Raw genomic sequence first — 24,471 nt, 5'->3', positions numbered from 1 at the left:
AAAAAGTAGTTTGTAAAAACAGATTTCGGCAACCCCTTGTATGTATGGATTACATAAAACTAGAAACTCTATTAAACACATCTAAGAATATAATCAACACGCATCTTAAAGTAATCAAAGCTAAAGGTGAAGACTTTAATATATTTTCTATTCTAAACATGGAAACTAATGAAACTAAAACGCATTCAGGTATGCTAGTTGCATTATTAAATCCAAAAGGAAATCATTATCATGGTACAAAGTTCTTAGGTTTGTTTTTAAAAGAAATTGGCTATGATTATACAAACGAAAACTTAAACCAAGTATTAGTTAAAGCTGAATATCATTTAGGTACCATCTCAAAAGATTATGAGAATGGAGGTTTTATTGATATCTTAATTTTGTTTCCTTCAGGAAAAACCATCACCATAGAAAATAAAATACATGCTGGCGACCAACCAAAACAGATGTATAGATATAGTTTATTCAATAAAGGAAAATCATCGTTGTATTATTTAAACTTATTCGGTGATAAACCTTCAAAAAACAGCCTTCATTTACTGACAATTGATGATTATCACATTATATCATATTCTAATGAAATTTTAAATTGGTTAGAGCAATGCTTGAGTGTTGTCGACCAAGGCTCTATTATTGAAACATCTATAAAGCAATATCAAATTGTATTAAAAAAACTAACGCATACAATGGATAACAAATTAGAGAAACAGTTTAATACACTTATTTTAGAAAATTTAGATGAAGCTAAATACATTCATGCGAATTATCAAAAAGCAGTTAATTCAGTTAGAGAAAAATTAAGATTTGCTGTTTTAAAAAAAATCAACCAGATGTCTTTACCAGTAAATGCTCGCCTAGGTAATGACATAAACAGTAACTATTCACAACTATGGCTTAGTTCCGGTGAACTCCATGATAAAAATGTACAATTTGGGATAGAATCTTTTTCTGGAAAAGGCAATACTGAAGGAAGAATGTTTATAGGTATTCTTGACAAAAAAAGAGAATACAATGCTATTTCTGATGGAGACAGACGCTTAAATTCTTTTTGGCCAATAATACGTTACCTTAAAACTACGGAAGGCAATCCCTTAAATTTAACAAGCACTAGGATTCTTGAAAAACTTAGTAGTGATGCCAATTATTTTGAACAAATGGTTAATTCTATTTCAAATGAAACTAAAAACTTTGTTGAAACTTATCATACTCATTACTTTCTTAATCAAAAAACCAAGTAAATATTAGATAGCTCCCCAAAATCATTAATACCTAGAAACCACAAAAAAAAGAGGTCTTAGTTTTGTTGTATTAATAATCTTAAACTATTGAAATCATACGCACACAAAACAATCACAAAGCGCATCAATCTAATACTAACAAAGGGACTTCTGGATCAAACCAAGCCTATAGCAAAGCCGAAGGAAACCTAGGTACACTATATACACTTTTGTAAACTAACGCTTAGAATTCACAACACTTATAGCCCAAGCAATCGTTAGCACTATAGCCAAACAAGTTAAAATAAATAGTAGTGTATCAGCATTCATCATATGAGGTATTACAATTTGCATATTAGAACAACAAAACTCGCCATAAAAAAAGTAGCCTATTAACTGATATGAATAAATTCTGTGCTCTATCTTTGTAAAAAAGAATTTTGCCATGTCGGAAGACAAAAAACCAGACCAGATTGTATTTAATGAAGATACGCAACGTTATGACGCTGCTTTAAAACCTTATGCCACCAATGTTGGTGCGCCTTCTATCCAGGTAACCGATAATTCGACCTGGAAAAATAGAAACATCAACAAGGCAAATAAGCAAATTAAAGCCAAGTACCTGGAGCTTAAAGCCGAATATGAGCGGATGATGACCGCATTAGAACACAACAATCTTGTGTATAATTCGCGCTATAATTTTGAACCGCTTGTTGGTGAAACTTATCACCTGTATCGCGATAAACAACAGCAGCCTTTTTTGTCGATTATTGCGCCTTCCGATTGTCATTTTGACTTTATAGGCAGTTTTGAACTCGATAGTGAGTTTGTCTGGAAAAAAGTAGACGATTAATTAGGGCTCTCCTTTGGATACCGCCAATAGATATTCATACTCTATTGCTTCTTTAAAAGGGCGTTTTGCTCTTCCATTAAATCGTTGAGTTTGGCAAGTAACTCAATATCTTTTGGGGTTTTTACTACTTTATTTTTAGGATCCTGTGCTTTATCTCGTAAACGATTCATCGCTTTTACCACAATAAACACCGTGACGCCAACAATTAGAAAATCTAAAAAGGTTTCAAATAATACGCCGTATTCTATAGCTACTTCTTTTGTAGTTTCTTCGCCACTAACGTTCACTACCGCCTCTCTCAACACGTATTTTTTATCCTGAAATTCGAGTCCGTCAGTCATTAATGACAAAGGTGGCATAAATACTTTTTTGACCAATACATCGATAACTTTGTTAAATGCTGCGCCTATAATGATCCCAATAGCCATATCCATCATATTCCCTTTCACGGCAAACTCTTTGAATTCCTTTAATAACTTCATTGTCTTTAATTTTTAGATTTTTGAACCCCTAAAACTAATCGATTTTTAAGACATCCAAAAGCGCTATCACAGCAATTTTTAACGTGTTTCCGCAGTTATTACAATATCGTTTAAAAAACCGATATATCTAAATATCTGTAAAAAAGCAGATATATTTTATTATCTGCTAAAAATATGATATATTTGAATTTTACAGTATATAAACCATGGTCGCAATTATAACAGGAGATATTATCAATTCTAGAGAAACAGCACCTCAGGAGTGGCTCAACGAACTGAAAGCTGTCCTTAATCTTTTTGGCAATGAGCCCAAATCTTGGGAAATTTATCGTGGTGATAGTTTTCAACTAGAAGTGTCACCAAAGGAAGCTTTAAAAGCTGCTTTTTTAATTAAAGCATCCATCAAACAATTTAAGCATAACGATGTGCGACTTGCCATAGGCATTGGCGAAAAGCGCTATGCTTCTGAAAAAATAACAGAATCTAACGGTAGTGCTTTTGTGAATTCGGGACTGTGTTTTGAACAGTTAAAAAAGCACACATTAGCTGTGAAATCGCCTTCCGAAACCTTTGATTACCAACTTAATTTAATGCTTGAACTGGCATTACTCGTTATGGATCAATGGAAACCTGCAACCTCAACGATTCTAAAATATACCTTAACATACCCAACATTAAATCAGGAAGCGATTGCTCAAAAACTTCAAAAATCACAAAGTAATATTAGTGAAGGATTAAAACGTGGTGGTTATGACGAACTTTCTAAACTCCTCGCCTATTACGAATCTCAAATTCAAAGCTTATGCTAATTCTTTTTATTAAACTCATTCTGGCGCATCTTATTGGTGATTTTTTATTTCAACCCGTAACATGGGTCAAACACAAAAACAAGCATAAGCACAAATCTAAGTTTTTATATTACCATGTAGCAGTGCATGCCGTTGCATTGGCGGTAGTCTTAGGGTTTGATACCAGCTATTGGCTCGGATTTATAATCACTATCCTGAGCCATTATGGGATTGATGTTTTAAAACTCCATTTTAGAAACAGCAACAATAATCGGTGGCTTTTTGCCTTAGACCAACTGGCACACCTCCTGGTTATTGCTGTGGTGGTCAACATCTACACTCCTTACCTATCGCAATTAGAGACCCTAAACTACAATAAGTTCTTATTGCTTATGGCTTGCCTGATTGGCGTCACAACCATGGCTTCCATTGTGATGAAAACCATTATTTCGAAATGGAAAATTGAAGATAAAAGCGCTAAAAAAGAGGCTCTAAAAAACGCTGGTACTTATATTGGCATTCTGGAACGGCTCTTTGTGTTTCTGTTTGTTGTCCTCGGATTTTGGGAAGGTATTGGTTTTTTACTTGCGGCCAAGTCTATATTCCGATTTGGTGATTTATCACGAGCCAAAGACCGAAAACTGACCGAATACGTCCTTATTGGTACATTGATTAGTTTTGGAATGGCCATGCTGATTGGTTTGGTGTACACCACACTCATCACCATGCTATAATCCTTATTTCAGCACCCAATATTCAGGCTTATTTTTTATAATACTTTTTATATTTTAAACGGGCAAAAAAGCCGAGAAGTGTTATAAAGCCTAAGGTAATCGCAATGTATTGGTAGCTTAAAATTTGTTGACCCGACTGGTAAGAATGCAGTCCAGACAAGTAAAAATTCACCCCAAAATACGTAAAAAGAATACTTCCGAAAGCAATGATTGATGCTAAATTAAATCCGTAGCGCCCTCGAAGTCCGGGAATCAATCGCATGTGAATTACAAAAGCGTAGACCATAATACTTATGAGTGCCCAAGTTTCTTTAGGATCCCAACCCCAGTAACGTCCCCAACTTTCGTTTGCCCACATACCACCAAGAAAGTTTCCAATGGTTAGCATCACGAGACCTACAGTTAAAGCCATTTCGTTGATTATGGTTAATTCTTTGATATTAAGTGCCATCTTGGCTTTGTTGTCTTCCGTAGTAAAAATCATAAGGAGTAAGACGGTAATTCCGAGTATCATCCCAAGCGCAAACGGACCGTAACTCGCTACAATCACAGCAACGTGAATCATAAGCCAGTAACTATCTAAAACAGGAGATAAATTGGCAATGGCAGGATCCATCCAGTTCCAGTGTGCCACCATAAGAATCATGGCAGTTACAAAGGCACCTGCAGCTGTGGTTAAATAGGATTTGTTCTTTCCTTTTAGGACATTGCTAACAATAGACATCGGACTTTTACCTGCGGAATTAGATAAGAGCAAGCCAAAGAGCATGGTCGCCCAGGCTACATAAATCATAGATTCGTAAGCATCACTCCAAGGCGCATGACCAGAAATATACCAACGTACAATCAAGCCTGCGGTATGCAGTAAGAATAGTCCAAAAATAACAACACCTAGGCCTTTTACTGCAACATCAACCCATTTGTTTTTGCTGCTAAAAATCTGTACAATAATCAGTACAAATAATAAAGCACCAGCGTACATATACCAACTGTAAAGCTTTTTAAAGATATCGTACTTGTTGTATAAAATTTCGGTTTTGATCTTATCATCAGAGAGCATGACCTCACTTCCTATTTTTGACTGGTTGTTTTTAAATCCGCCTAATAAGCGATTCGCCAGATCATAATCTCCGGTTTGCTTGGCTTTGTATAGTTCGCCTAAATAAAACCTAAAGCTGTTCTCAATCACTTTTCCGTAGATGGTATCTTTAATCACATCCCGATAGCTTTCTTTGTATTCTACAGGTGAAATCCAGGTGTTTTTTTCATCATCAGGCACCGGAAAAATCTTAATAGAACGACCGTCAAGTGTATTAAACAAAAGACTCATTCGGTCATAAGCTTCTTTAAATTCTTTCTGAAATCCGTTAGGCACTTCCGCAGCATAAGCTTCTTCTAAGTAAGGTCCTAGTTTATTTCGGCCATCATCGGTTAAAAAATCGGTAATTGACACATACTTCTGGTCTTTACTCACACCAATAATACTTCGAATCGAATCGCCTTTTCGCTTTGCTAAATAAATGATAGGAACATTATACCAGAACAACGGACTCTCCTGCATCGATAAGAGCACCTGATTGGCATCAAACTCTTCGTAATGATCCATTTTACTGAGCTTTCTTAAGACTTCAGACGCGTAGGTATTCATAGGCATCATACGTCCGCTATAATCCTGTATCACCAGTTCTCCAAATTTATCGGCATGAGCTTTAGGTGTGATATTGGCTCTAATTACCGAATCGATTTGTGCTTTTGTTGGGCGTTCAATTTTAGTAGCGGTATGGTTATGACCATCACCTTCAAAATGCTCTTGTTGAACGGGAGCATGGTTGTGACCATCGTCTTCACTGTGCTCTTGTGCAAATCCGAACATTCCGAAGCCAAGTAAGAAAACACCAAGCAGTTTTGCTTTTTTTATTTTTACTTTCTCAAGCATCTTTTTAAGATCGGCAAAGCGTGTGCCTTTACTAAACAGAATTGCCATCAAGCCAAAATAAAGCAACATATAACCAAAATAAGTCACGTAAGTTCCCCATTGGTCATGGTTTACAGAAAGTTTGGTTCCCTTTTCATCTGGAAAAAAACTAGCTTGAAAAAAACGATAGCCTTCTTCATCTAGCACATGGTTCATAAAAATTTTGTAATCGTAAGGCGTTTCATTAGGTTTAATGACTGTGATATCACTGGAAAAGGCAGAAAAATTATCTTGAGTTCCTGGGTAGCGCTCTGCTCTAAAATCGTTGAGTTTGATACTAAACGGCAATTCTTTGACTATAGAACCGTATTTGACCGCCACATCTAAACCGCCAACTTTAATCTGTTCAAAGCGTCCGTTAACATATTGTCCGCCCAATAAATTCACCGTTTTAGTTTCGCCATTAACCGTAACATCGGCCACAACACCATCTTCACGACTCGTTAATAAAGCTGATTTTTTAACCACTCCAAACGTCCCTTTTACCACAGGTTTTGGAAATACCATTGCCATATTACCAATTTGATAACGAGAACGCAACATCAAAGGTTGTATGGAATCTTTAACAAGTGTGCCTGAGGCTTGAGTTGCCATGGTTAAATAATCTCCTCCAAATGGCGATTCTATAAATAACTTATCGCCTTCTGTTGTAATATTTATAGCACCTTTTTTAGGATTATTTAAAGTAAAAACAACATTGTGTATGAGTTCATCATCACCATCTTTAATGTAATGACTATGGGAAGCTTCGTCGCCTGCTTCTACTAATTTCAGGTAAGATTCACCAGCATCATCTGCAATAATATCAAGTTCGGCATCTTTAACAAACTGCTTTACTTTTATAGACACAGGAGTGCCATTGTATTCAGTATGTAATTCTAAATCATTATCTAAGCGCTCAGAAAAATCAACACGCTCCTGAATCACACGTCTTTGCTGTTGCCCGTTAACAACCAAATCGCCATCAATAAAAGCTGTAAGATAAATATCGCGTGTTAAAAACGTATTTTCTGTTTCACCTTCACGAATAGGCATCCAACCTTCATAGCCAATATATCGTGTAATTCCGGCACCAATGAAAATAAAAATAAAGGCTAAATGCAAAATTAAAGTGGCCCATTTTTCTTTTCTTAATAAGCGGTATCTAAAAATATTTCCGACGAAATTAATCACAAAAAGCACCATAATCGTTTCAAACCACCAGGCGTTATAGATGTAATGTCTCGTGAAAGGTGTTGGCGAAGTTTCTTGTCCGGCATCTAAAAACGTACCAGTAATCATGGCAATCGCATAAACAATAAATAAGGTTCCGGTAAGTCGAGTAGAAAAGAGAATATTCGCAAGTGTCTTTTGCATGGCAGGAAGGCTTAATTTTTAGTTGTGCAAAGATAACCAATTTAGTTCGTTTAGTCTCCGCTAAAGCGTATCAAATAAGTGTTAAAAATTTAGAGGTTTTGCAATTTTTCAGAATTAATTTCAAGAACTACAATCCAACTACTTAAAAGCGTATAATCAGAGCCTATTTTCGACTTTGTCTGGCCTCAAAAATCTTTAAATACATAAAGGTTCCCATTTTGCGTGCTCTGCGCTTTGCGTTTTCGGTTACTTCGCCTTCAAACAAGGCATCCAGGGTTTCATACCATAAGTTGAGCCAGATACCAAAATGCATTTCGGTAATACTTTTATCATGCGCCTGATCGACCTTTACATGAGCTTCTAAAGGATTGCCATAGTATTTTTGCTCGAGTTTACGGGTCATGAATAAACTCGTTTCCCAAAAGGTGGTCAAGTGTTGTAAATGTGCCTCCCAATCTTTAATGGTTTCATTAAAAAAAGGGCCAAGAATAGTGTTCGCTCTAACTTTATCATAAAATGAGCTTACTAATAAAAATACATCCTCACGCGAATCAATGTCTCTTTTCATAAGTCAAAGATAGCCACAAGTGAGAAAATAATAAATGATATTTATCATATTGTATTTCTATTGTATTTTTGCGTCATGATTTCAGTTGTAATTTTAGGAGCCGGAAATGTTGCTCATCATTTATACAAAGCCTTTTCTTCTTCGGAAAACGTAACCGTTAAACAATGGTATAATCGACATATTGACGCAATATCGTCTTATAAACATGACCTTAACATCACTGATGATATAAGTCAACTCGTTGAAGCCGATGTTTATATCATTGCCGTAAGTGACGATGCGATTGCGAAATTATCGGAAAAACTCCCGTTTGAGAATCGATTTGTGGTTCATACTTCAGGAAGTGTAAGTGCTTATGATATTGACAAAAAAAACAGACGTGGTGTGTTTTACCCCTTGCAAACCTTTTCTAAGGCTGCCGATATCGACTTTTCGAAAGTACCTGTTTGTCTGGAAACCTTGACACGAAAGGATTACATGCCCTTAAAAACATTAGCAACCGCCATTACTCCTATCACCAAACGCGTAAATAGCGATCAACGTGCAGCACTTCATTTGGCCGCAGTATTTGTCAATAATTTCACCAATCAACTGTATAGAGTTGCCCATGAGATCACCGAATCTAAAGGCGCAGAATTTGATTTACTCAAACCCTTAATTTTAGAAACGGCTACCAAAGTACAAGAGCATTCGCCTTTTGTATCTCAAACTGGTCCTGCCAAACGCAACGACAAGAAAACCATAAAAAAACATTTGAAACTGCTCGAAAATGAGCATCATAAAGAACTCTACAAACTACTAACTGCTTCAATACAGAAAACCCATGGACGATAAAAGTTACAAAGAATACTTAGCACAAATTACTACCTTTATTTTTGATGTTGATGGCGTATTAACCGACGGCACTGTGACTGTCATGACCAATGGCGATATGTTACGACGAATGAATATTAAAGATGGTTATGCACTTAAAACGGCCAAGGATGCCGGATTTAATATTTGTATTATTTCTGGCGGCAGCAATCTGGGTGTACAAAAACGACTTGAAGGATTGGGTATCACGGATATCTATTTAGGAGCGCATCAAAAAGTGCATCAGTTTCACGAATATATCTCAACTAACAATATTGATGCAAAAAATGTGTTGTATATGGGAGATGATATCCCTGATATTCCTGTTATGAAATTAGTAGGCTTACCGTGTAGCCCACAAGATGCTGCTATTGAAGTTAAAGGTGTTAGCAAATATGTATCTCATAAAGCAGGCGGAAAAGGAGCTGTAAGAGATATTATTGAACAAATCATGAAAGTTCAAGATAAATGGGATGGTAATTTTGACGCCAAATATGATTAAATCGCTTAAGAACATCAGAATTAACTATTAACTAACAACCCAACCATAGTGCATATTCTTAATCTCATTCGCTGGAAAAACCTACTCATGATTATTGTTGCGCAAGTACTCATCAAATATGCGCTTTTCGAATTTTTTAATACCGCTACTGCACTAACCGATTTTAATTTTACCCTATTGGTTATTATTACCTTGTGCCTGGCTGCTGCCGGAAATATAATTAATGATATATACGACTTAGAAACAGACAGTATCAATAAACCCAACAAAGTAGTAATTGGTAAACAAGTCTCTGAAAAACTAGCATACAACTTGTTTTTTGCGCTCAACATTATAGGAATTGCCTTAGGGTTTTACCTATCACATAGCATCGGTAAGAGTTCATTTTTTGCCATATTCGTGATTATTTCCTTAGCACTTTATGTATATGCGTCGTATTTAAAAGGCACAGTCCTTTTTGGGAATGTATTGATATCCTTTCTCGTGGCCATGAGTCTTATTATTGTCGGCATTTTCGATTTGCTACCAGTGACTTTTACAGATAACAGAACAACACAAATGGCCTTTTTCGATATTGTAATTGATTACGCGCTATTTGCATTTTTTATTAATCTCGTCCGGGAAATTATTAAAGATATCCAAGATATTGATGGAGACTACAAATCTGGGATGAACACCTTACCTATTGTTCTAGGACGTGAACGTGCTAATAAAATTGCATTTGCTGTTAGTATGATTCCAATTGGAATGGTTATTTATTTTATCGTAACTTATCTGTATCAACATCAAATCGCTATTGGGTATTTTTTGGTCTTTGTTATTGCGCCTTTAATATATGCGACTATTAAAATTTTTAGTGCCGAACATTACAAACATTACGAACACATTAGCACCCTATACAAACTCACCATGTTTATGGGCTTACTCTCGTTGCTATTGTATCCGTTTATTATCCAAATTAAGTAAGCATGCTTAACGACAAGCTTCATAAATATCATCTCATTCTAGCCTCTGGATCTCCCAGACGTCAGCAGTTTTTTAAAGATTTAGGACTAAATTTTGAGATTAAACTCATGCCTGTTAAAGAAGAATACCCGCATCGCTTACGTCATTTTGAGATTAGTGATTATCTGGCTCAGTTAAAATCACTCCCTTTTAAAGACACCTTAAGAGATCAGGATATTTTAATCACCAGCGACACCATTGTTTGGCATCAAGAATCTGCCTTAGGAAAACCAAAAGATCATGAGGACGCCTTCCGTATGCTGGCATCAATGAGCAATACGACTCACGATGTCATTACTTCGGTTTGCTTCACAACAAAAACGACACAAAAGACGGTCAACGCTATTACTAAAGTTACATTTAAAGCGCTTACAGATCGTGAAATTGACTACTATATTTCAACCTATCAACCTTTTGATAAAGCTGGTGCGTATGGAATTCAAGAATGGATTGGTCAAATAGGCATTACTGCCATTGAAGGCTCTTACACCAATGTGGTGGGTTTGCCAACACACCTCGTTTACAAAACGTTAAATGCTATGGTTTAAGTAGGTTTCGGTTGTAATTTTACAGAAAATTTTACAGCTATGACTAAGACAACTATGACCTTATTGCTTTTCTTCGGAATGCTGATGTCCTGCAACCAAGCTCAAAAACCAAACGATCAAGCTTTACATTCTGAACCCATTACTGAAACTTCAAACAGGCTTCCTAAAGCTGAAGCCTTTAAGCAATCGGAAGCGTTTAAAACCTATTGGTACAACGGAAAAGCCGAAATATCATCCTATCAATTAGAACAAGCTCGTTACGGAGAATTACGTAAGGGTACTGCCGTTTTAGTATTTGTTACCGAGGATTTCCTTCCTGAAAAACAGGTTAAAGCAGACCAATACAATAAAGCCAACATCCCTGTTTTAAAACTCAATGCAACCAAAAATTTTAATACAGGAATTTATCCGTATGCTACGATGCAATCGACTTTTTATCCTGTGAGCAATAACCAACATGCGCTTAAGGTAAGTTGTTCGGTTCAGGAATGGTGTGGTCATGTGTATTCCCAACTTAATAACAGAGCTCAATTTGAGTTTACTGCACATAGCTATTTTGAATCTGAAGCCGATCAAAATACAACACTAGGCAAAGCCATTTTAGAAAATGAATTATGGACACAACTGCGTTTAGATCCAAATACCTTACCTACCGGAAACATCATGGTGATTCCTTCTTTAGAATTTTTGAGATTTAAGCATTATGACTTGAAAGCTTATCAGGCACAAGCCAGCATAGATGAAAATTATTATACTTTAACTTATCCTGAGCTTGAACGCACACTAACTATACATTTCAATCCCAAATTTCCTTACGAGATTTTAGGATGGGAAGACACTTATCAAGATGGTTATGGTGCCAATAAAAAACGCTTAACAACAAAAGCTACCAAACTTAATACTATAAAATCGGCCTACTGGACTAAAAATTCTAATGCCGATGCAAGCCTCAGAGAAAGCCTTCAATTATCAAAGTAATCCCGCATTTTAATGTATCTTTGATATACCAATTTAAGTAAAATTTAAATGTTTTTTGAGACCTATCAATCGGAATTAATCATTACAGGCATTGTAATTCTCGTACTCTTTATTATTCGTTTAATAAGCCATACAGTTGTTAGAAAAATAGGCAAGAAAAGCGAAATCAACGATGCGCGTATCAAGTTAATTAACAGATATATATCTGTCACTTTTTTTATCATAGCTTTAATCATTGAAGCCTTTGTTTTTGGAGCCGAATTAAAAGACATGACCTTTATTTTTTCGTCTGTTTTTGCGGTCATCGGCATTGCGCTTTTTGCTACCTGGTCTATTTTGAGCAATGTTACTTCTGGAATTATAATGTTCTTTTCTTTTCCTTACAAAGTTGGAGATAAAGTCCAAATTCATGATAAAGACTTTCCTATTGAAGCCATTATAGAAGATATCAGAGCATTTCAGCTGCACCTTAGATTAGATAATGGTGATTTGGTAACCTATCCTAATAATTTAATCTTACAAAAAGCAGTAACCCTTGTTGAAAAAGACGCTATTGAAGGGTTTCATGATGATGGTAGTGATTCTGTGTAACTCTTACCAATAACACAGCAAAACTGAACCAAACTTTAACGTTAAAGAAAAACTAAAAACAACCGCTCGGCTGTAAGACTTCATTATATTTGGTTTTAGCTAACCCTTTTATGATGAAAACAAGATTACGCCTACTCTATTTATTAGTAGTTTCTTCTGCTATTCTATCTGCCCAACAACCTAAAAAACCAACTGCTTCCGAAATTCATGAATCCATTAAAAAATTGAACTTTTTAGGATCTGTTTTATACGTTGCAGCGCATCCAGACGACGAAAACACCCGCTTAATTTCTTATATATCTAATGAAGTAAAAGCCCGAACAGCTTACCTTTCATTGACTCGTGGTGATGGCGGACAAAACCTTATCGGACCAGAGATTAGAGAATTACTGGGCGTTATTAGAACCCAAGAATTACTTGCCGCAAGGCGTACAGATGGTGGCGAACAATTATTTACCAGAGCTAATGATTTTGGTTACTCAAAACATCCAGACGAAACCTTAGCCATCTGGAATAAAGAGCAAGTATTAAGCGATGTTGTTTTAGCGATTCGACAATTTAAACCTGATGTGATTATCAACCGGTTTAATCACCGAAATCCGGGTACAACACACGGTCACCATACAAGTTCTGCGATGCTAAGCCTCGAAGCTTTTGACTTAGTTGGCGATAAAAATGCCTATCCAAATCAGCTATCAAATGTCCAAACTTGGCAACCGAAACGTTTGTTTTTTAATACCTCGTGGTGGTTCTATGGAAGTCGTGAAAAATTTGAAGAAGCCGATAAATCCAATTTATTAGAAATTGATACTGGTGTGTATTTTCCGAGTAGCGGATTAAGTAATCCTGAAATCGCTGCCCTAAGTAGAAGTCAGCATAAATCGCAAGGCTTCGGAAGTACTGGTAGTCGCGGATCGCAAATTGAATATATTGAACTTCTTAAAGGAGATTTACCTTCTGACAAGTCCAACATATTTGATGGCATTGACACCTCCTGGAATCGTATTGAAGGCGGAAAAGCAATTGGCGACATTCTCTATGCAGTGCAAAAAAATTACGATTTTAAAAATCCGTCAGCCTCCATTCCAGAGCTAGTGAGAGCTTATAAAGCCATCCAAAATCTTACAGATCTCCATTGGAAAACAATTAAAACCAAAGAAATTAAAGACATTATTGCTGCTTGTGCTGGATTATATCTGGAGGCAACTACAGCCACAAATCATGCTTCGGCAGGTTCTACTGTCGATTTAAATATTGAAGTTATCAATCGTAGCTCAGCCCAAATCACACTTGCGAGCCTTGTGAATCCTAACGGAATCAAGATTGAAAAGAACCTCAAACTCGATAATAACACCGATTTTGAGTTCAAGGAAACTTTGACCATTAATTCCAATCAAAAAGTTTCGACACCTTATTGGCTCACTAAAAAAGGAACTCTCGGCATGTACGCTGTTGAAGATAGAGCACTCATTGGGAAACCTGAAACGCCTCGAACGCTTTCTATTACCTTTAACTTAAGCATTGAAAATTTACAAATTCCTTATACAAAGCCTTTGGTTTACAAAACGAATGATCCTGTAAAAGGCGAAGTATACAAACCCTTTGAGATTATTCCGGAAGCTTCGGCTAAAATTTCAGAAAAAGTCATTATTCTAGACAGCGACCAGCAACATGACATAGAAGTCGTGGTGAAAGCTGGCAGAGATAATCTGGAAGGCTATGTACAATTAGCCCATCCAAAAAACTGGAATGTTTATCCTGAAAAACAAAAGATTCATATCACAAATAAAGGTCAGGAAGACCGTTTAATTTTTACTGTTATTCCTCCTAAAGAACAAAGCGAAGGACTTTTTACGCCTATGGTTCATATTGGTGATAAAATTTATACCAAAGAACTCATAGAAATCGATTATGACCACATTCCGTTTCAAACGGTTCTATTGCCTAGCGAAAGTAAAATCGTACGCCTAGATATTCAGAAACGTGGTGAAAATATAGGTTATATCGAAGGTGCTGGCGATGTAGTTCCTGAGAGTTTAAAACAGATAGGTTATAATGTAGCCGTATTAAAACCTGAAGATATTTCCGCAGAAAACTTGGAGCACTTTGATGCGATAGTTGTCGGAATTAGAGCCTACAATACTGTTGAAGCCTTAAAATTTAAACAACAAATCCTGTTTGATTATGTCGCTCAAGGCGGAAATATGATTGTACAATACAATACAAATCGCGGACTTAAAGTTGATGAAATTGCGCCTTACGATTTAAAATTATCAAGAGATCGTGTGACTGATGAAACTGCTAAAGTTGAGCTTCTGGCAAAGCAGCATGAAGTTTTAAACGTTCCGAATAAAATTACTGAAAAAGATTTTGAAGGATGGACGCAAGAACGCGGACTTTATTTTCCGAATGAATGGTCTGATGACTTTACACCTATTTTGGCAATGAACGATCAAGGTGAATCCCAAAAAACAGGAAGCTTACTTGTGGCAAAACATGGCAAAGGTTATTATATCTATACAGGATTAAGCTTTTTTAGAGAATTTCCTGCAGGCGTTTCGGGCGCTTATCGCCTTTTTGCTAATATGCTGTCACTTGGAAAAAACAATATAGAGACGAACCTCCCAATTAAAAACTAATCATTACTAAACTACCCAATAATTATGAAAGACTATAAATGGAATAAGATGTACACTTTAGTACTCGCTGCGAATGTCCTCTATATTATTGCATTTTATTTCATAACCAAAGCCTTTTAGCATGCAAACATTAGACTGGATTGTACTTATTAGCACCCTATTACTCATTGTTGCTTATGGCACCTACCAATCAAGAGGTAGTAAAAACGTAAAAGATTATTTAAAAGGTGGAAGCACTTCAAAATGGTGGACGATTGGTTTATCGGTTATGGCCACACAAGCCAGTGCCATTACCTTTTTATCAACACCTGGTCAAGCCTTTAACGACGGAATGGGCTTTGTACAATTTTATTTTGGCTTACCCATTGCGATGGTGGTGATTTGCATGGTGTTTATACCCTTATATCACAGATTAAAAGTCTATACCGCTTACGAGTTTTTAGAAAACCGATTCGATTTAAAAACCAGAACCTTAACAGCTATACTGTTTCTTATTCAACGTGGATTAGCCGCAGGAATTACCATTTTTGCACCTGCCATTATCTTATCTGCTGTTCTAGGTTGGAATTTATTATTACTGAATATTATCATTGGAATCCTCGTCATTATTTACACCGTTTCTGGCGGAACAAAAGCCGTTAATGTGACACAAAAACATCAAATGATAGTCATTTTCACAGGCATGTTAATTGCTTTTTTTCTGATTATTGACAAACTTCCAGAAGGCATTACTTTTTCAAAAGCCTTAGATATTGCTGGTGCCAGCGGTAAAATGGAAGTTCTTGATTTTTCATTCAGTTTAGACAATCGCTATACCTTTTGGAGCGGGATTATTGGTGGTACCTTTTTAATGTTGTCTTATTTTGGCACAGATCAAAGTCAGGTACAACGCTACCTCTCAGGAAAATCGCTGAAAGAAATGCAAATAGGCATGATGTTTAACGGCTTGCTAAAAGTCCCAATGCAATTCTTTATTTTACTCGTAGGTGTCATGGTATTTGTGTTTTATCAATTCAATCCATCGCCTGCAAATTTCAATCCGACAGCTACCGAAGTGGTTCTAAATTCTGAATATGCCGATGACTACAAACGCATTCAGCAACTTCAGGAAGAAGTATTTGACGTTAAGAAAACGACGATTGAAAATTATACTTCTGAAGCGCATTCAGAATCGCTTAAAAATTCTATTGCACAATTAAATACTGCCAACGACGAACTTCGTGAACAAGCCAGAGTGCTTATCGAAAAAGCTGGAGAAGCTCAAAACCTAAAAGTTGAAAGTAACGACAAAGATTATGTGTTTATTCACTTTATATTAAATAATTTGCCGCGAGGATTAATCGGACTCTTACTCGCTGTTATTTTAAGTGCAGCTATGTCGAGTACCTCCAGCGAATTGAATGCTTTAGCGAGTACGACTACTATGGATTTGTACAAACGTAACACATCTGAAAAGTCGGAAACCGAAATGGTAAGCGCTTCAAGATGGTTTACTTTAGCTTGGGGAATTATTGCCATTGGCGTTGCCTGTGTGGCTAATCTCGCCGAAAATTTAATTCAGCTCGTTAATATTATTGGTTCTATTTTCTACGGAAATGTACTCGGTATTTTCCTGCTGGGATTCTTTTTCAAGTTTGTAAAAGCCAATGCTGTATTTACAGCAGCTTTGATAACTCAAGCCGTGGTGATAAGTTTATTTCTTCTTAATGAATACGAATACATCAATCTACCCTTTTTATGGCTGAATTTTGTAGGTTGCCTGATTGTGATTGTGATTGCGATTCTACTTCAAACCTTAAGTACTGACAAAGATTATGCAGAAGCCTAAAATCATCAATTGGGGAATTATAGGTCTTGGTAAAATTGCCTACAAATTTGCGCAGGATTTAATCAACACTAACGATTCTCAATTGTATGCAGTAGCTTCTCGAAGTCAGGAAAAAGCAGATCAATTTGCAACATTATATAAGGCAAAAAAAGCCTACAACACTTATGAAGCTCTAGTCAACGATTCAAATATTGATGCCGTTTATATTGCTACGCCTCATGCCTTTCACAATGAACATTCGATTTTATGCTTAAACCATAAAAAGGCTGTTTTATGCGAAAAACCCTTTGCAATGAATAGTACTCAAGTAGAGGAAATGATTGCTACAGCCAAAGCTAATAACACTTTATTGATGGAAGCGATGTGGACTTATTTTCTTCCGCATTACCAATTTGTACTCAAGCATATTAAAGAACAAACCTTTGGAAAAATTGTAAAAATTAAAGCTGATTTCGGATTTAAACCTGAGTTGGATTTCAGTTCAAGAGTCTTTGATAAATCCTTAGGAGGCGGCAGTTTACTTGATATAGGCATCTACCCTATTTTTGTGGCATTATCCACACTCGGAAATCCCATTCAGATTGAATCGAAAGCCACATTTTTTGAAAATGGCGTCGATTCGTCCTGCTTGATGCTATTTGGTTATGATTATAATGTTGAAGCCCATTTAAAAAGTACCTTATTAGAGAAAACGCCAACCGAAGCAATATTTTATTGTGAACGCGGTACGATTAAAATTAATTCCAGGTTTCATGGTCCATCAAGTGTGACGCTCACTTCCGAAGACAAAGAAGAGACCATCGATTTTAATTACTCAAGCAATGGTTACCATTACGAAATTTTACATTTTAATCAACTCTTAAGAGCTCACAAAACCGAAAGCGATATCATGACTTTTGATTTTAGCAGAAAACTGATACAATTATTAGACACAGTCCGTTTTCAAATTGGGCTTAATTACTGATAAAAAAAAGACCCTTTGAAATTTCAAAAGGTCTGATTATTAAGTTTATACTATCCGAAGAAAATTACATCGCTCCCCATTCTTTTAGAGACGCCATATTTTGCTTGACGTAGTTTTCATTTTCAGCTTCCTTAGCAGCAGCCATTGACTTCTTTGCCAATTCAATAGCCCCTTTTTTATCACCAGCAGCAGCATAAATTAAAGATTGTTGTCTTACTTGCCAGAATCCAGGCTTTTCAATCATAGACATCGCTTTGTCAATCCACTTTTTAGCTTGATTGATGTCTTTTCCAGAGTTTAAATAATATACTGCAGATGCATAATAGTCATTAGCACTTGGTCCTGCCATTATTTTATCGATAGCAGCCGTAACTGTTTTATCTGTTGGTACCGTAAAAGGAATTGCCACATATGATTTATCCCAGATGATATCAATCGTACCACCAGTTGCAGTAATATTATTAATGTCGATAGTCATCGTCTCAATACTAAATGGAACGTCTATAACATCTACTTTAGCAGTTGCCACCACTTTACTGTCGTCCCAGTTTTTAGGAACACCCCAGTTTTCAGTCTCGCTGTAAAACATCACATCCCATTGTTTTGCTGAATTTAATTTTGTAAACATCGCATAAGATCCTGCTTTAACCTCTTGACCAGCAATAGTCACATCATCACTAAACGTGATAATTGTATTTTTGTTAGCGCCTGTTCTCCAAATACCTCCAAAAGGCTCTAAGTCTCCAAAGATGGTTCTTCCTTTGACACTCGGACGCGAATATTCAATCGTAATGTCTGTTAATCCAACCTTTTGTTCAAACTTAGCTGAAGGGCTAGATGCAGGTGTTTCAATTTGTGCATATGAAGTGAAAGACAGAGCAAACACTGCAAATACGAGTAATAATTTTTTCATTGTATTAGATTTAATGATTAGTTTTAAAATTCAAGTAAATTTACGAACAAGCTCAGCCTTTGTTTGTTAATAAAACCTTAAATTAAGGCTCCTACTACTTTATCTAAATTAAAAATTAAGATTGTAAAGAATTTTCAAGCCGTATTCTCGACCCTATAGTTACAGCTCTTGTTAATTTTTGTTTAACGTTACAGGTAAATAATTAAACATTATGTATCTTTACATTATATTTTAAATGTCATGGCTAAAAAAAAAAACTATATCAAAGCAAAATATTGTGACTTTCTATATGGATCACCTGTTAGAACACAATAGTCAACCAAAAAATGTGTATGCATTTGCGAAGGCAAATAATTTTGATGAACCTCTATTTTATGAGCATTTTGGTTCTTTTCAAGCGGTTTCCAAATATATCTTTAAAGTATTTTTTGATAACACTCTTAGCATTTTAGAAACTAATGACGATTACATTTCCTTCAATGCCAGAAACAAACTATTGAGTTTTTATTTTACATTTTTTGAAAACTTAACCGCTAACAGAAGTTATGTAAAGCTGGTACTTGAAGAGCATAAAAACGGCTTAAAAGGATTAGCACATCTTTCAGAATTAAAACAAGCATTTACTAATTATATCGAACACCTTGATATTGATATCATAGAAACAAAACAAGAACACATCGATAAAATTCAACGTCGTGGACTAAAAGAATCAGCATGGTTTCAATTATTGCTAACACTAAAGTTCTGGCTGGATGACAGTTCTCCTGCATTTGAAAAAACAGATGTTTTTATTGAAAAATCTGTGAACACCAGTTTTGATGTGCTTGATGTTGCACCATTAAAAAGCCTTATCGATTTTGGAAAGTTTTTATACAAAGAAAAAATACAAATGAATTAATCTGCGCCTTATGAAAACCATTAATAAAATCCCAACGTCCAAAATACAAAGAGCTACTAAACTTGTTTCTACTGGCGCAAAAGTAGGTGTGAATTATCTCAAATATTACGGTGACAAAATCACTAAAACAGAAATTGAGGCCAAAGAACGTCTCGACCAAAATAATGCTGAAGATATTTATGACGGCTTAAAACAACTTAAAGGCAGTGCGCTTAAAGTTGCACAAATGCTCAGCATGGAAAAAAGCATTTTACCTCAGGCTTATGTAGAAAAGTTTTCTCTGGCGCAGTTTTCTGTTCCTCCATTATCACCTCCTTTAGTTCTTAAAACATTTAAAACTTACTTCGGAAAATCACCAAACGACATTTATGATACCTTCAACGCAACTTCTGTAAATGCTGCCAGTATAGGACAGGTCCATATTGCAGAAAAAAACGGGAAGAAACTTGCTGTGAAAATCCAATATCCAGGAGTTGCCGAAAGTATCACATCAGATTTGGCTATGGTAAAACCTATAGCGATGAGCATGTTTAATATCAAAGGAAAAGATTCAGACAAATATTTTAAAGAAGTTGAAAGCAAACTCATTGAAGAGACCGATTATATTCTAGAAGTTAAACAGAGTAAAGAAATTGCTCAAAATTGTGCTCATATCCCGAATCTTTTATTTCCTAAATATTATGAAGACTTATCTTCAGAGCGAATCATCACTATGGATTATATGGTTGGTGAGCACCTTTCTGAATTTACAGCTCATAATACCAATCAGGAATTTTCAAACCAATTAGGTCAGGCGCTTTGGGATTTTTACATGTTTCAAATTCACAAATTAAAAAAGGTACATGCCGATCCGCATCCTGGTAACTTTTTAGTATCTGAAAGCGGACAATTGATTGCACTCGATTTTGGCTGTATGAAAACCATTCCGAACGAATTTTATAGCCCATATTTTGAATTAGCTGAAAAAGACAATATTAATAATCGTGATTATTTTATTGAAAAACTATACCAACTTGAAATATTACGACCAGACGACACGCCTAAAGAAATTGCTTTTTTTACCGATATGTTCCATGAAATGCTAAGCCTTTTCACACAGCCTTTTCATGCTGAAACCTTCGACTTTTCTGATGGTGATTTTTTTGGAAAAATAGCCGAATTGGGTGAACGTTATTCAAAAAGTACGGAACTCAGAAAAATGAATGGTAATCGTGGTTCTAAACATTTTATTTACATCAACAGAACATTTTTTGGACTATACAATCTGATGTTTGATTTAAAAGCCAAGGACATCAAAATCAATAATTTTAAAACCTTATAATGACTTATATTAGCAATGAAGCGTTGAACAACTTTCATCATGTATACCGCATTAACTTAATTAATAGTTGTTCGGGTTACAAATCGGCTAATTTATTAGGCACAAAATCTAAAAATGACATAGAAAATGTTGCTGTATTTAGTTCTGTGACACATATAGGCTCAAATCCGCCTATGCTTGGATTTTTCTGCAGACCAACAACGGTATTGAGACATACCTATGAAAATATAAAGTCTACAGGATTTTATACCATTAACCATGTTCATGAACCTATTTTAGAAGATGCGCATCATACGTCGGCCAAATACGATTCAGATATTTCCGAATTTGATAAAACACAGCTCATTTCAGAATATAAACATGAGTTCTATGCGCCTTTCGTCAAAGGTGCTCCGCTCCAATTAGCCATGAAATTTGTTGAAGAATATCACATCAAAGCTAATGATACCATCCTTATCATTGGAGAAATTATGGGATTACATGTTGATAATGCATTACTTGAAGATGATGGGTTTATAAATTTATCAAAAGGAAATGTAGCCACAATTAATGGTCTGGATGGCTACGCAATTCCCGAATTAAAATCACGCTTTGCATACCAAAGACCAAAAACTGATTTGTCATGAAAATTCTGGTTACTGGAGCAACAGGTTATATCGGAAAGCGTTTAATTCCGTTATTAGTAAATGACGACCACCAAGTAGTATGTGCCGTAAGAGACAAGTTACGAGCCGATAAAAGTTATGCTGAAGAAGCCTCAATCGATGTTATTGAAGCCGATTTTTTAAAACCTGAAACACTTCATTCTATTCCGGATGATATCGACGTTGCGTTCTATCTCATTCACTCCATGTCTAATTCCTCTAAAGATTTCGAATCTCTTGAAGAACGCTGTGCAAAAAACTTCAAAAATCAACTTGAAAAAACAACAGTTAAACAAGTTATTTATTTAAGCGGGATTACAAACGAAGATAATTTATCTAAGCATCTTCAGTCGCGTAAAAATGTTGAAAATCTACTGCAGTCTGACGCCTACGCACTTACCATTTTTAAAGCAGGAATTATTGTTGGTTCTGGAAGCTCTTCTTTTGAAATCATTAGAGATTTAGTCGAAAAGTTACCGTTTATGATTGCTCCAAAATGGCTAAATACCAAAACACAACCACTTGCTGTAAGAGATATTTTGAGCTTTTTACATCGCAGTGTTGGTTTTGAAGATGTCTATAACAAATCATTTGATGTGTTTGGTCCAGAAGTTTTAACCTACAAACAAATGCTCTTACAATTTGCCGAAGTGAGAGGATTAAAGCGTTATATATTAACAGTACCAGTAATGACTCCAAAATTATCATCCTACTGGCTATATTTTGTCACTTCCACTTCTTATAAACTAGCAACCAGTTTGGTTGATAGTATGGGTGTTCAAATTATTGGAAAACCCAGTCATATAAACACCTTGCTTCAGGTAGATCCCATTTCATATAAAGCAGCTGTAGCACATGCCTTTGAAAAGATAGAGCAAAATAGTATCGTATCCAGCTGGAAAGATTCTATGGTGAGCAGTGGTCGTTTAAAGAATAACCTTCATAAGTATATTAACGTTCCAAAATATGGTTGTTTTCAGGACTATAAAGAGCGTCCGGTTATAAATTCAGAAAAAACTATTGACAAAATCTGGCGTATTGGTGGTACCACAGGATGGTATTATGGCACCTTTTTATGGAAAATTAGAGGTTATATAGATAAACTTCTTGGTGGTATTGGTTTGCGTCGCGGACGAACAAGTCCGACACAACTTGATGCTGGTGATGCGTTGGATTTTTGGCGCGTCATATTTGCCGATAAGGCTCAAAAAAAACTTCTACTCTATGCTGAAATGCGCCTTCCTGGTGAAGCCTGGCTAGAATTTAAAATTGAAGATGGTTTACTCAAACAAACAGCCACATTTAGACCTCGCGGACTTTGGGGGCGCTTGTACTGGTATAGCGTTTTACCGTTTCATGGCTTAATCTTTAAAGGTATGATTAATAAGCTTGTCGATGTCTAATCATAAAAAACAATACCTTCCAGAAAAACAGTGTCCAACCTGTGGCCTCACATTTAACTGGAGAAAGAAGTGGGCAAAGAACTGGGAACATGTAAAATATTGTAGTCAAAAGTGCAGAAGAAACAAGACAACATAGGATTAATTTGGTTTAAAAACGACTTAAGAGTTCAAGATAACTATACACTCAATCAGGCTATTTCAAATCATAAGCACCTTATAGCTTGTTATTGTTTTGATCCTAAACAGTATACCATTTCTAAATTTGGTTTTAAAAAAACCGAACGCTACAGAGCTCAATTTTTGATTGAAACCATCAACCAGTTAAAAACCAACCTAAAGCAACTCAACATCGAGTTGTTTATAACCATAGACACCCCTGAAAACGCTATAAAAAACTTAGTAGATATCTTCTCTATTTCCTCCATATACTTACAAAAGGAATGGACAGATGAAGAAGTCCAAACATTAGCAAGAACAAAATCCAGCTTACCGAATACGATAATATTTCACGAATATTACGATCAGTTTTTATTTCACCCAGATGACATTCAGATGTCGTTTGATGAGATCCCTGAAGTCTTTACCAGGTTTAGAAAAAATGTGGAGTTAAACAGTACAGTTAAACCTGTCACTATCAATTCTCCATCTGAACAAATTAGTGAGATTACTAATGACACTTATGCTCCTACACTTCAGGAATTAGGTTTTGAAGTGTTTGACAAACACCCTAACAGCGCTTTTCCTTTTCAGGGTGGCGAAACAAATGCCTTACAAAGACTTGACGATTATTTTTTTAAATCTAAAAAAATAGCCTCCTATAAAAAAACACGAAATGGATTAGTTGGAGTAGATTTTAGTTCAAAGTTCTCACCTTGGTTAGCCAATGGTAGCATTTCTGCCAGAACCATTTATTGGCAAATTAAAACATTTGAAGACACACACATTAAAAATGAATCAACCTACTGGCTCATTTTTGAACTTATATGGAGAGACTATTTTAAATATATTGCTTTGAAACATCAAAATGACATTTTCAAACTTGGTGGTATTCTCCATAAAGATTATGATTGGTATCAAAATGAAAATCAAATCAAAAAGTGGATTAACGGAACTACACCATCACATTTTGTAAATGCGAATATGATTGAACTCGCCAAAACCGGCTGGATGAGCAATAGAGGTCGGCAAAATGTAGCGTCTTACTTTTCAAAAGACATGCATTTAGACTGGCGTATTGGTGCCGCTTATTTTGAATCCATGCTTATCGATTATGATGTACATAGCAACTACGGAAACTGGATGTATGTTGCTGGTGTTGGAAATGACCCAAGAGACCGAAAATTCAATGTCAAATTACAAGCCGAGCGTTATGATGCCAATGGTGAATTTCAAAACTTATGGTTATAAGACAC

General features: G+C 35.8%; 23 protein-coding genes. 19 read left to right on the top strand and 4 right to left on the bottom strand.

Annotation, left to right across the window (positions count from 1 at the left end; translation table 11 throughout):
* Positions 1-44 precede the first annotated feature (44 nt).
* Both N4270_RS16565 and N4270_RS16560 read left to right on the top strand, forming a co-directional pair.
* The gene (locus N4270_RS16565; protein ID WP_260098471.1) at positions 45-1,238 is read left to right on the top strand and encodes a PD-(D/E)XK nuclease family protein; all 1,194 of its coding nucleotides are present in this window, start codon (positions 45-47) and stop codon (positions 1,236-1,238) included.
* A gap of 424 nt (positions 1,239-1,662) precedes the next feature.
* Positions 1,663-2,070, top strand: coding sequence for a DUF2452 domain-containing protein (locus N4270_RS16560; RefSeq protein ID WP_260098470.1), 408 nt, complete (start codon positions 1,663-1,665; stop codon positions 2,068-2,070).
* 41 nt (positions 2,071-2,111) lie between these two features.
* Here the strand turns inward: N4270_RS16560 and mscL are convergent, their stop codons facing one another.
* The gene (gene mscL / locus N4270_RS16555; protein ID WP_260098469.1) at positions 2,112-2,552 is read right to left on the bottom strand and encodes a large conductance mechanosensitive channel protein MscL; all 441 of its coding nucleotides are present in this window, start codon (positions 2,550-2,552) and stop codon (positions 2,112-2,114) included.
* Between the two features lie 206 nt (positions 2,553-2,758).
* On the opposite strand from mscL, the gene N4270_RS16550 reads away from it, so the two are divergent.
* The gene (locus N4270_RS16550; protein ID WP_260098468.1) at positions 2,759-3,361 is read left to right on the top strand and encodes a transcriptional regulator; all 603 of its coding nucleotides are present in this window, start codon (positions 2,759-2,761) and stop codon (positions 3,359-3,361) included.
* The gene (locus tag N4270_RS16545; RefSeq protein WP_260098467.1) at positions 3,355-4,074 is read left to right on the top strand and encodes a DUF3307 domain-containing protein; all 720 of its coding nucleotides are present in this window, start codon (positions 3,355-3,357) and stop codon (positions 4,072-4,074) included. The genes N4270_RS16550 and N4270_RS16545 overlap by 7 nt, the downstream gene beginning before the upstream one ends.
* Positions 4,075-4,102: 28 nt before the next feature.
* Here the strand turns inward: N4270_RS16545 and ccsA are convergent, their stop codons facing one another.
* Both ccsA and N4270_RS16535 read right to left on the bottom strand, forming a co-directional pair.
* Positions 4,103-7,405 carry a cytochrome c biogenesis protein CcsA gene (ccsA, locus tag N4270_RS16540; RefSeq protein ID WP_260098466.1) on the bottom strand — a complete coding sequence of 1,101 codons (3,303 nt, stop codon included), beginning with the start codon at positions 7,403-7,405 and terminating at the stop codon, positions 4,103-4,105.
* Between the two features lie 163 nt (positions 7,406-7,568).
* Positions 7,569-7,973 carry a group III truncated hemoglobin gene (locus N4270_RS16535; protein WP_260098465.1) on the bottom strand — a complete coding sequence of 135 codons (405 nt, stop codon included), beginning with the start codon at positions 7,971-7,973 and terminating at the stop codon, positions 7,569-7,571.
* Positions 7,974-8,048: 75 nt separating this feature from the next.
* Here N4270_RS16535 and N4270_RS16530 point away from each other — a divergent pair, with 75 nt between their 5' ends.
* The 9 genes from N4270_RS16530 to N4270_RS16490 all read left to right on the top strand — a co-directional run bounded on the left by N4270_RS16530 (position 8,049) and on the right by N4270_RS16490 (position 17,880).
* On the top strand, positions 8,049-8,807 hold the full coding sequence (locus N4270_RS16530; RefSeq protein ID WP_260098464.1) for a Rossmann-like and DUF2520 domain-containing protein: 759 nt from the start codon (positions 8,049-8,051) through the stop codon (positions 8,805-8,807).
* Complete coding sequence (locus N4270_RS16525) at positions 8,797-9,327, top strand: HAD family hydrolase (RefSeq protein ID WP_260098463.1); 531 nt, start codon at positions 8,797-8,799, stop codon at positions 9,325-9,327. Before N4270_RS16530 ends, N4270_RS16525 begins: the two co-directional genes overlap by 11 nt.
* A gap of 48 nt (positions 9,328-9,375) precedes the next feature.
* Positions 9,376-10,293, top strand: coding sequence for a geranylgeranylglycerol-phosphate geranylgeranyltransferase (locus tag N4270_RS16520; RefSeq protein ID WP_260098462.1), 918 nt, complete (start codon positions 9,376-9,378; stop codon positions 10,291-10,293).
* 2 nt (positions 10,294-10,295) lie between these two features.
* Positions 10,296-10,880, top strand: a complete 585-nt coding sequence (locus tag N4270_RS16515) for a Maf-like protein (protein ID WP_260098461.1) — start codon at positions 10,296-10,298, stop codon at positions 10,878-10,880.
* A 39-nt stretch (positions 10,881-10,919) separates the two neighbouring features.
* Positions 10,920-11,858: a septum formation inhibitor Maf gene (locus N4270_RS16510; protein WP_260098460.1), complete on the top strand. Its 939-nt coding sequence runs from the start codon at positions 10,920-10,922 to the stop codon at positions 11,856-11,858.
* 48 nt (positions 11,859-11,906) lie between these two features.
* Positions 11,907-12,449: a mechanosensitive ion channel family protein gene (locus tag N4270_RS16505; RefSeq protein ID WP_260098459.1), complete on the top strand. Its 543-nt coding sequence runs from the start codon at positions 11,907-11,909 to the stop codon at positions 12,447-12,449.
* Positions 12,450-12,559: 110 nt separating this feature from the next.
* Entirely contained in the window at positions 12,560-15,088 is a 2,529-nt protein-coding gene (locus tag N4270_RS16500) for a PIG-L family deacetylase (RefSeq protein WP_260098458.1), read from the top strand.
* Positions 15,089-15,209: 121 nt separating this feature from the next.
* Positions 15,210-16,916: a sodium:solute symporter gene (locus N4270_RS16495; protein WP_260098457.1), complete on the top strand. Its 1,707-nt coding sequence runs from the start codon at positions 15,210-15,212 to the stop codon at positions 16,914-16,916.
* Positions 16,903-17,880, top strand: a complete 978-nt coding sequence (locus N4270_RS16490) for a Gfo/Idh/MocA family protein (protein WP_260098456.1) — start codon at positions 16,903-16,905, stop codon at positions 17,878-17,880. Before N4270_RS16495 ends, N4270_RS16490 begins: the two co-directional genes overlap by 14 nt.
* 64 nt (positions 17,881-17,944) lie before the next feature.
* Here N4270_RS16490 and N4270_RS16485 read toward each other — a convergent pair whose 3' ends face one another.
* Complete coding sequence (locus tag N4270_RS16485) at positions 17,945-18,793, bottom strand: DUF2911 domain-containing protein (protein WP_260098455.1); 849 nt, start codon at positions 18,791-18,793, stop codon at positions 17,945-17,947.
* A gap of 289 nt (positions 18,794-19,082) precedes the next feature.
* Between N4270_RS16485 and N4270_RS16480 the strand changes: the two genes are divergently transcribed.
* From N4270_RS16480 to N4270_RS16455, 6 genes are read left to right on the top strand one after another with little or no spacing between them, the layout of a single operon-like run.
* Positions 19,083-19,691, top strand: a complete 609-nt coding sequence (locus tag N4270_RS16480) for a TetR family transcriptional regulator C-terminal domain-containing protein (RefSeq protein WP_260098454.1) — start codon at positions 19,083-19,085, stop codon at positions 19,689-19,691.
* A gap of 10 nt (positions 19,692-19,701) precedes the next feature.
* Positions 19,702-21,012, top strand: coding sequence for an AarF/ABC1/UbiB kinase family protein (locus N4270_RS16475; protein ID WP_260098453.1), 1,311 nt, complete (start codon positions 19,702-19,704; stop codon positions 21,010-21,012).
* Positions 21,012-21,638: a flavin reductase family protein gene (locus tag N4270_RS16470; RefSeq protein WP_260098452.1), complete on the top strand. Its 627-nt coding sequence runs from the start codon at positions 21,012-21,014 to the stop codon at positions 21,636-21,638. Before N4270_RS16475 ends, N4270_RS16470 begins: the two co-directional genes overlap by 1 nt.
* Positions 21,635-23,059 carry an SDR family oxidoreductase gene (locus N4270_RS16465; RefSeq protein WP_260098451.1) on the top strand — a complete coding sequence of 475 codons (1,425 nt, stop codon included), beginning with the start codon at positions 21,635-21,637 and terminating at the stop codon, positions 23,057-23,059. The genes N4270_RS16470 and N4270_RS16465 overlap by 4 nt, the downstream gene beginning before the upstream one ends.
* Positions 23,052-23,195, top strand: a complete 144-nt coding sequence (locus N4270_RS16460; protein WP_260098450.1) for a DUF2256 domain-containing protein — start codon at positions 23,052-23,054, stop codon at positions 23,193-23,195. The genes N4270_RS16465 and N4270_RS16460 overlap by 8 nt, the downstream gene beginning before the upstream one ends.
* Entirely contained in the window at positions 23,171-24,466 is a 1,296-nt protein-coding gene (locus tag N4270_RS16455; RefSeq protein ID WP_260098449.1) for a DASH family cryptochrome, read from the top strand. Before N4270_RS16460 ends, N4270_RS16455 begins: the two co-directional genes overlap by 25 nt.
* Positions 24,467-24,471 lie beyond the last annotated feature (5 nt).

The organism is Psychroserpens sp. SPM9 (assembly GCF_025153525.1).
Taxonomy (GTDB): domain Bacteria; phylum Bacteroidota; class Bacteroidia; order Flavobacteriales; family Flavobacteriaceae; genus Psychroserpens.
This window is presented reverse-complemented; position numbering and strand designations above follow the sequence as displayed.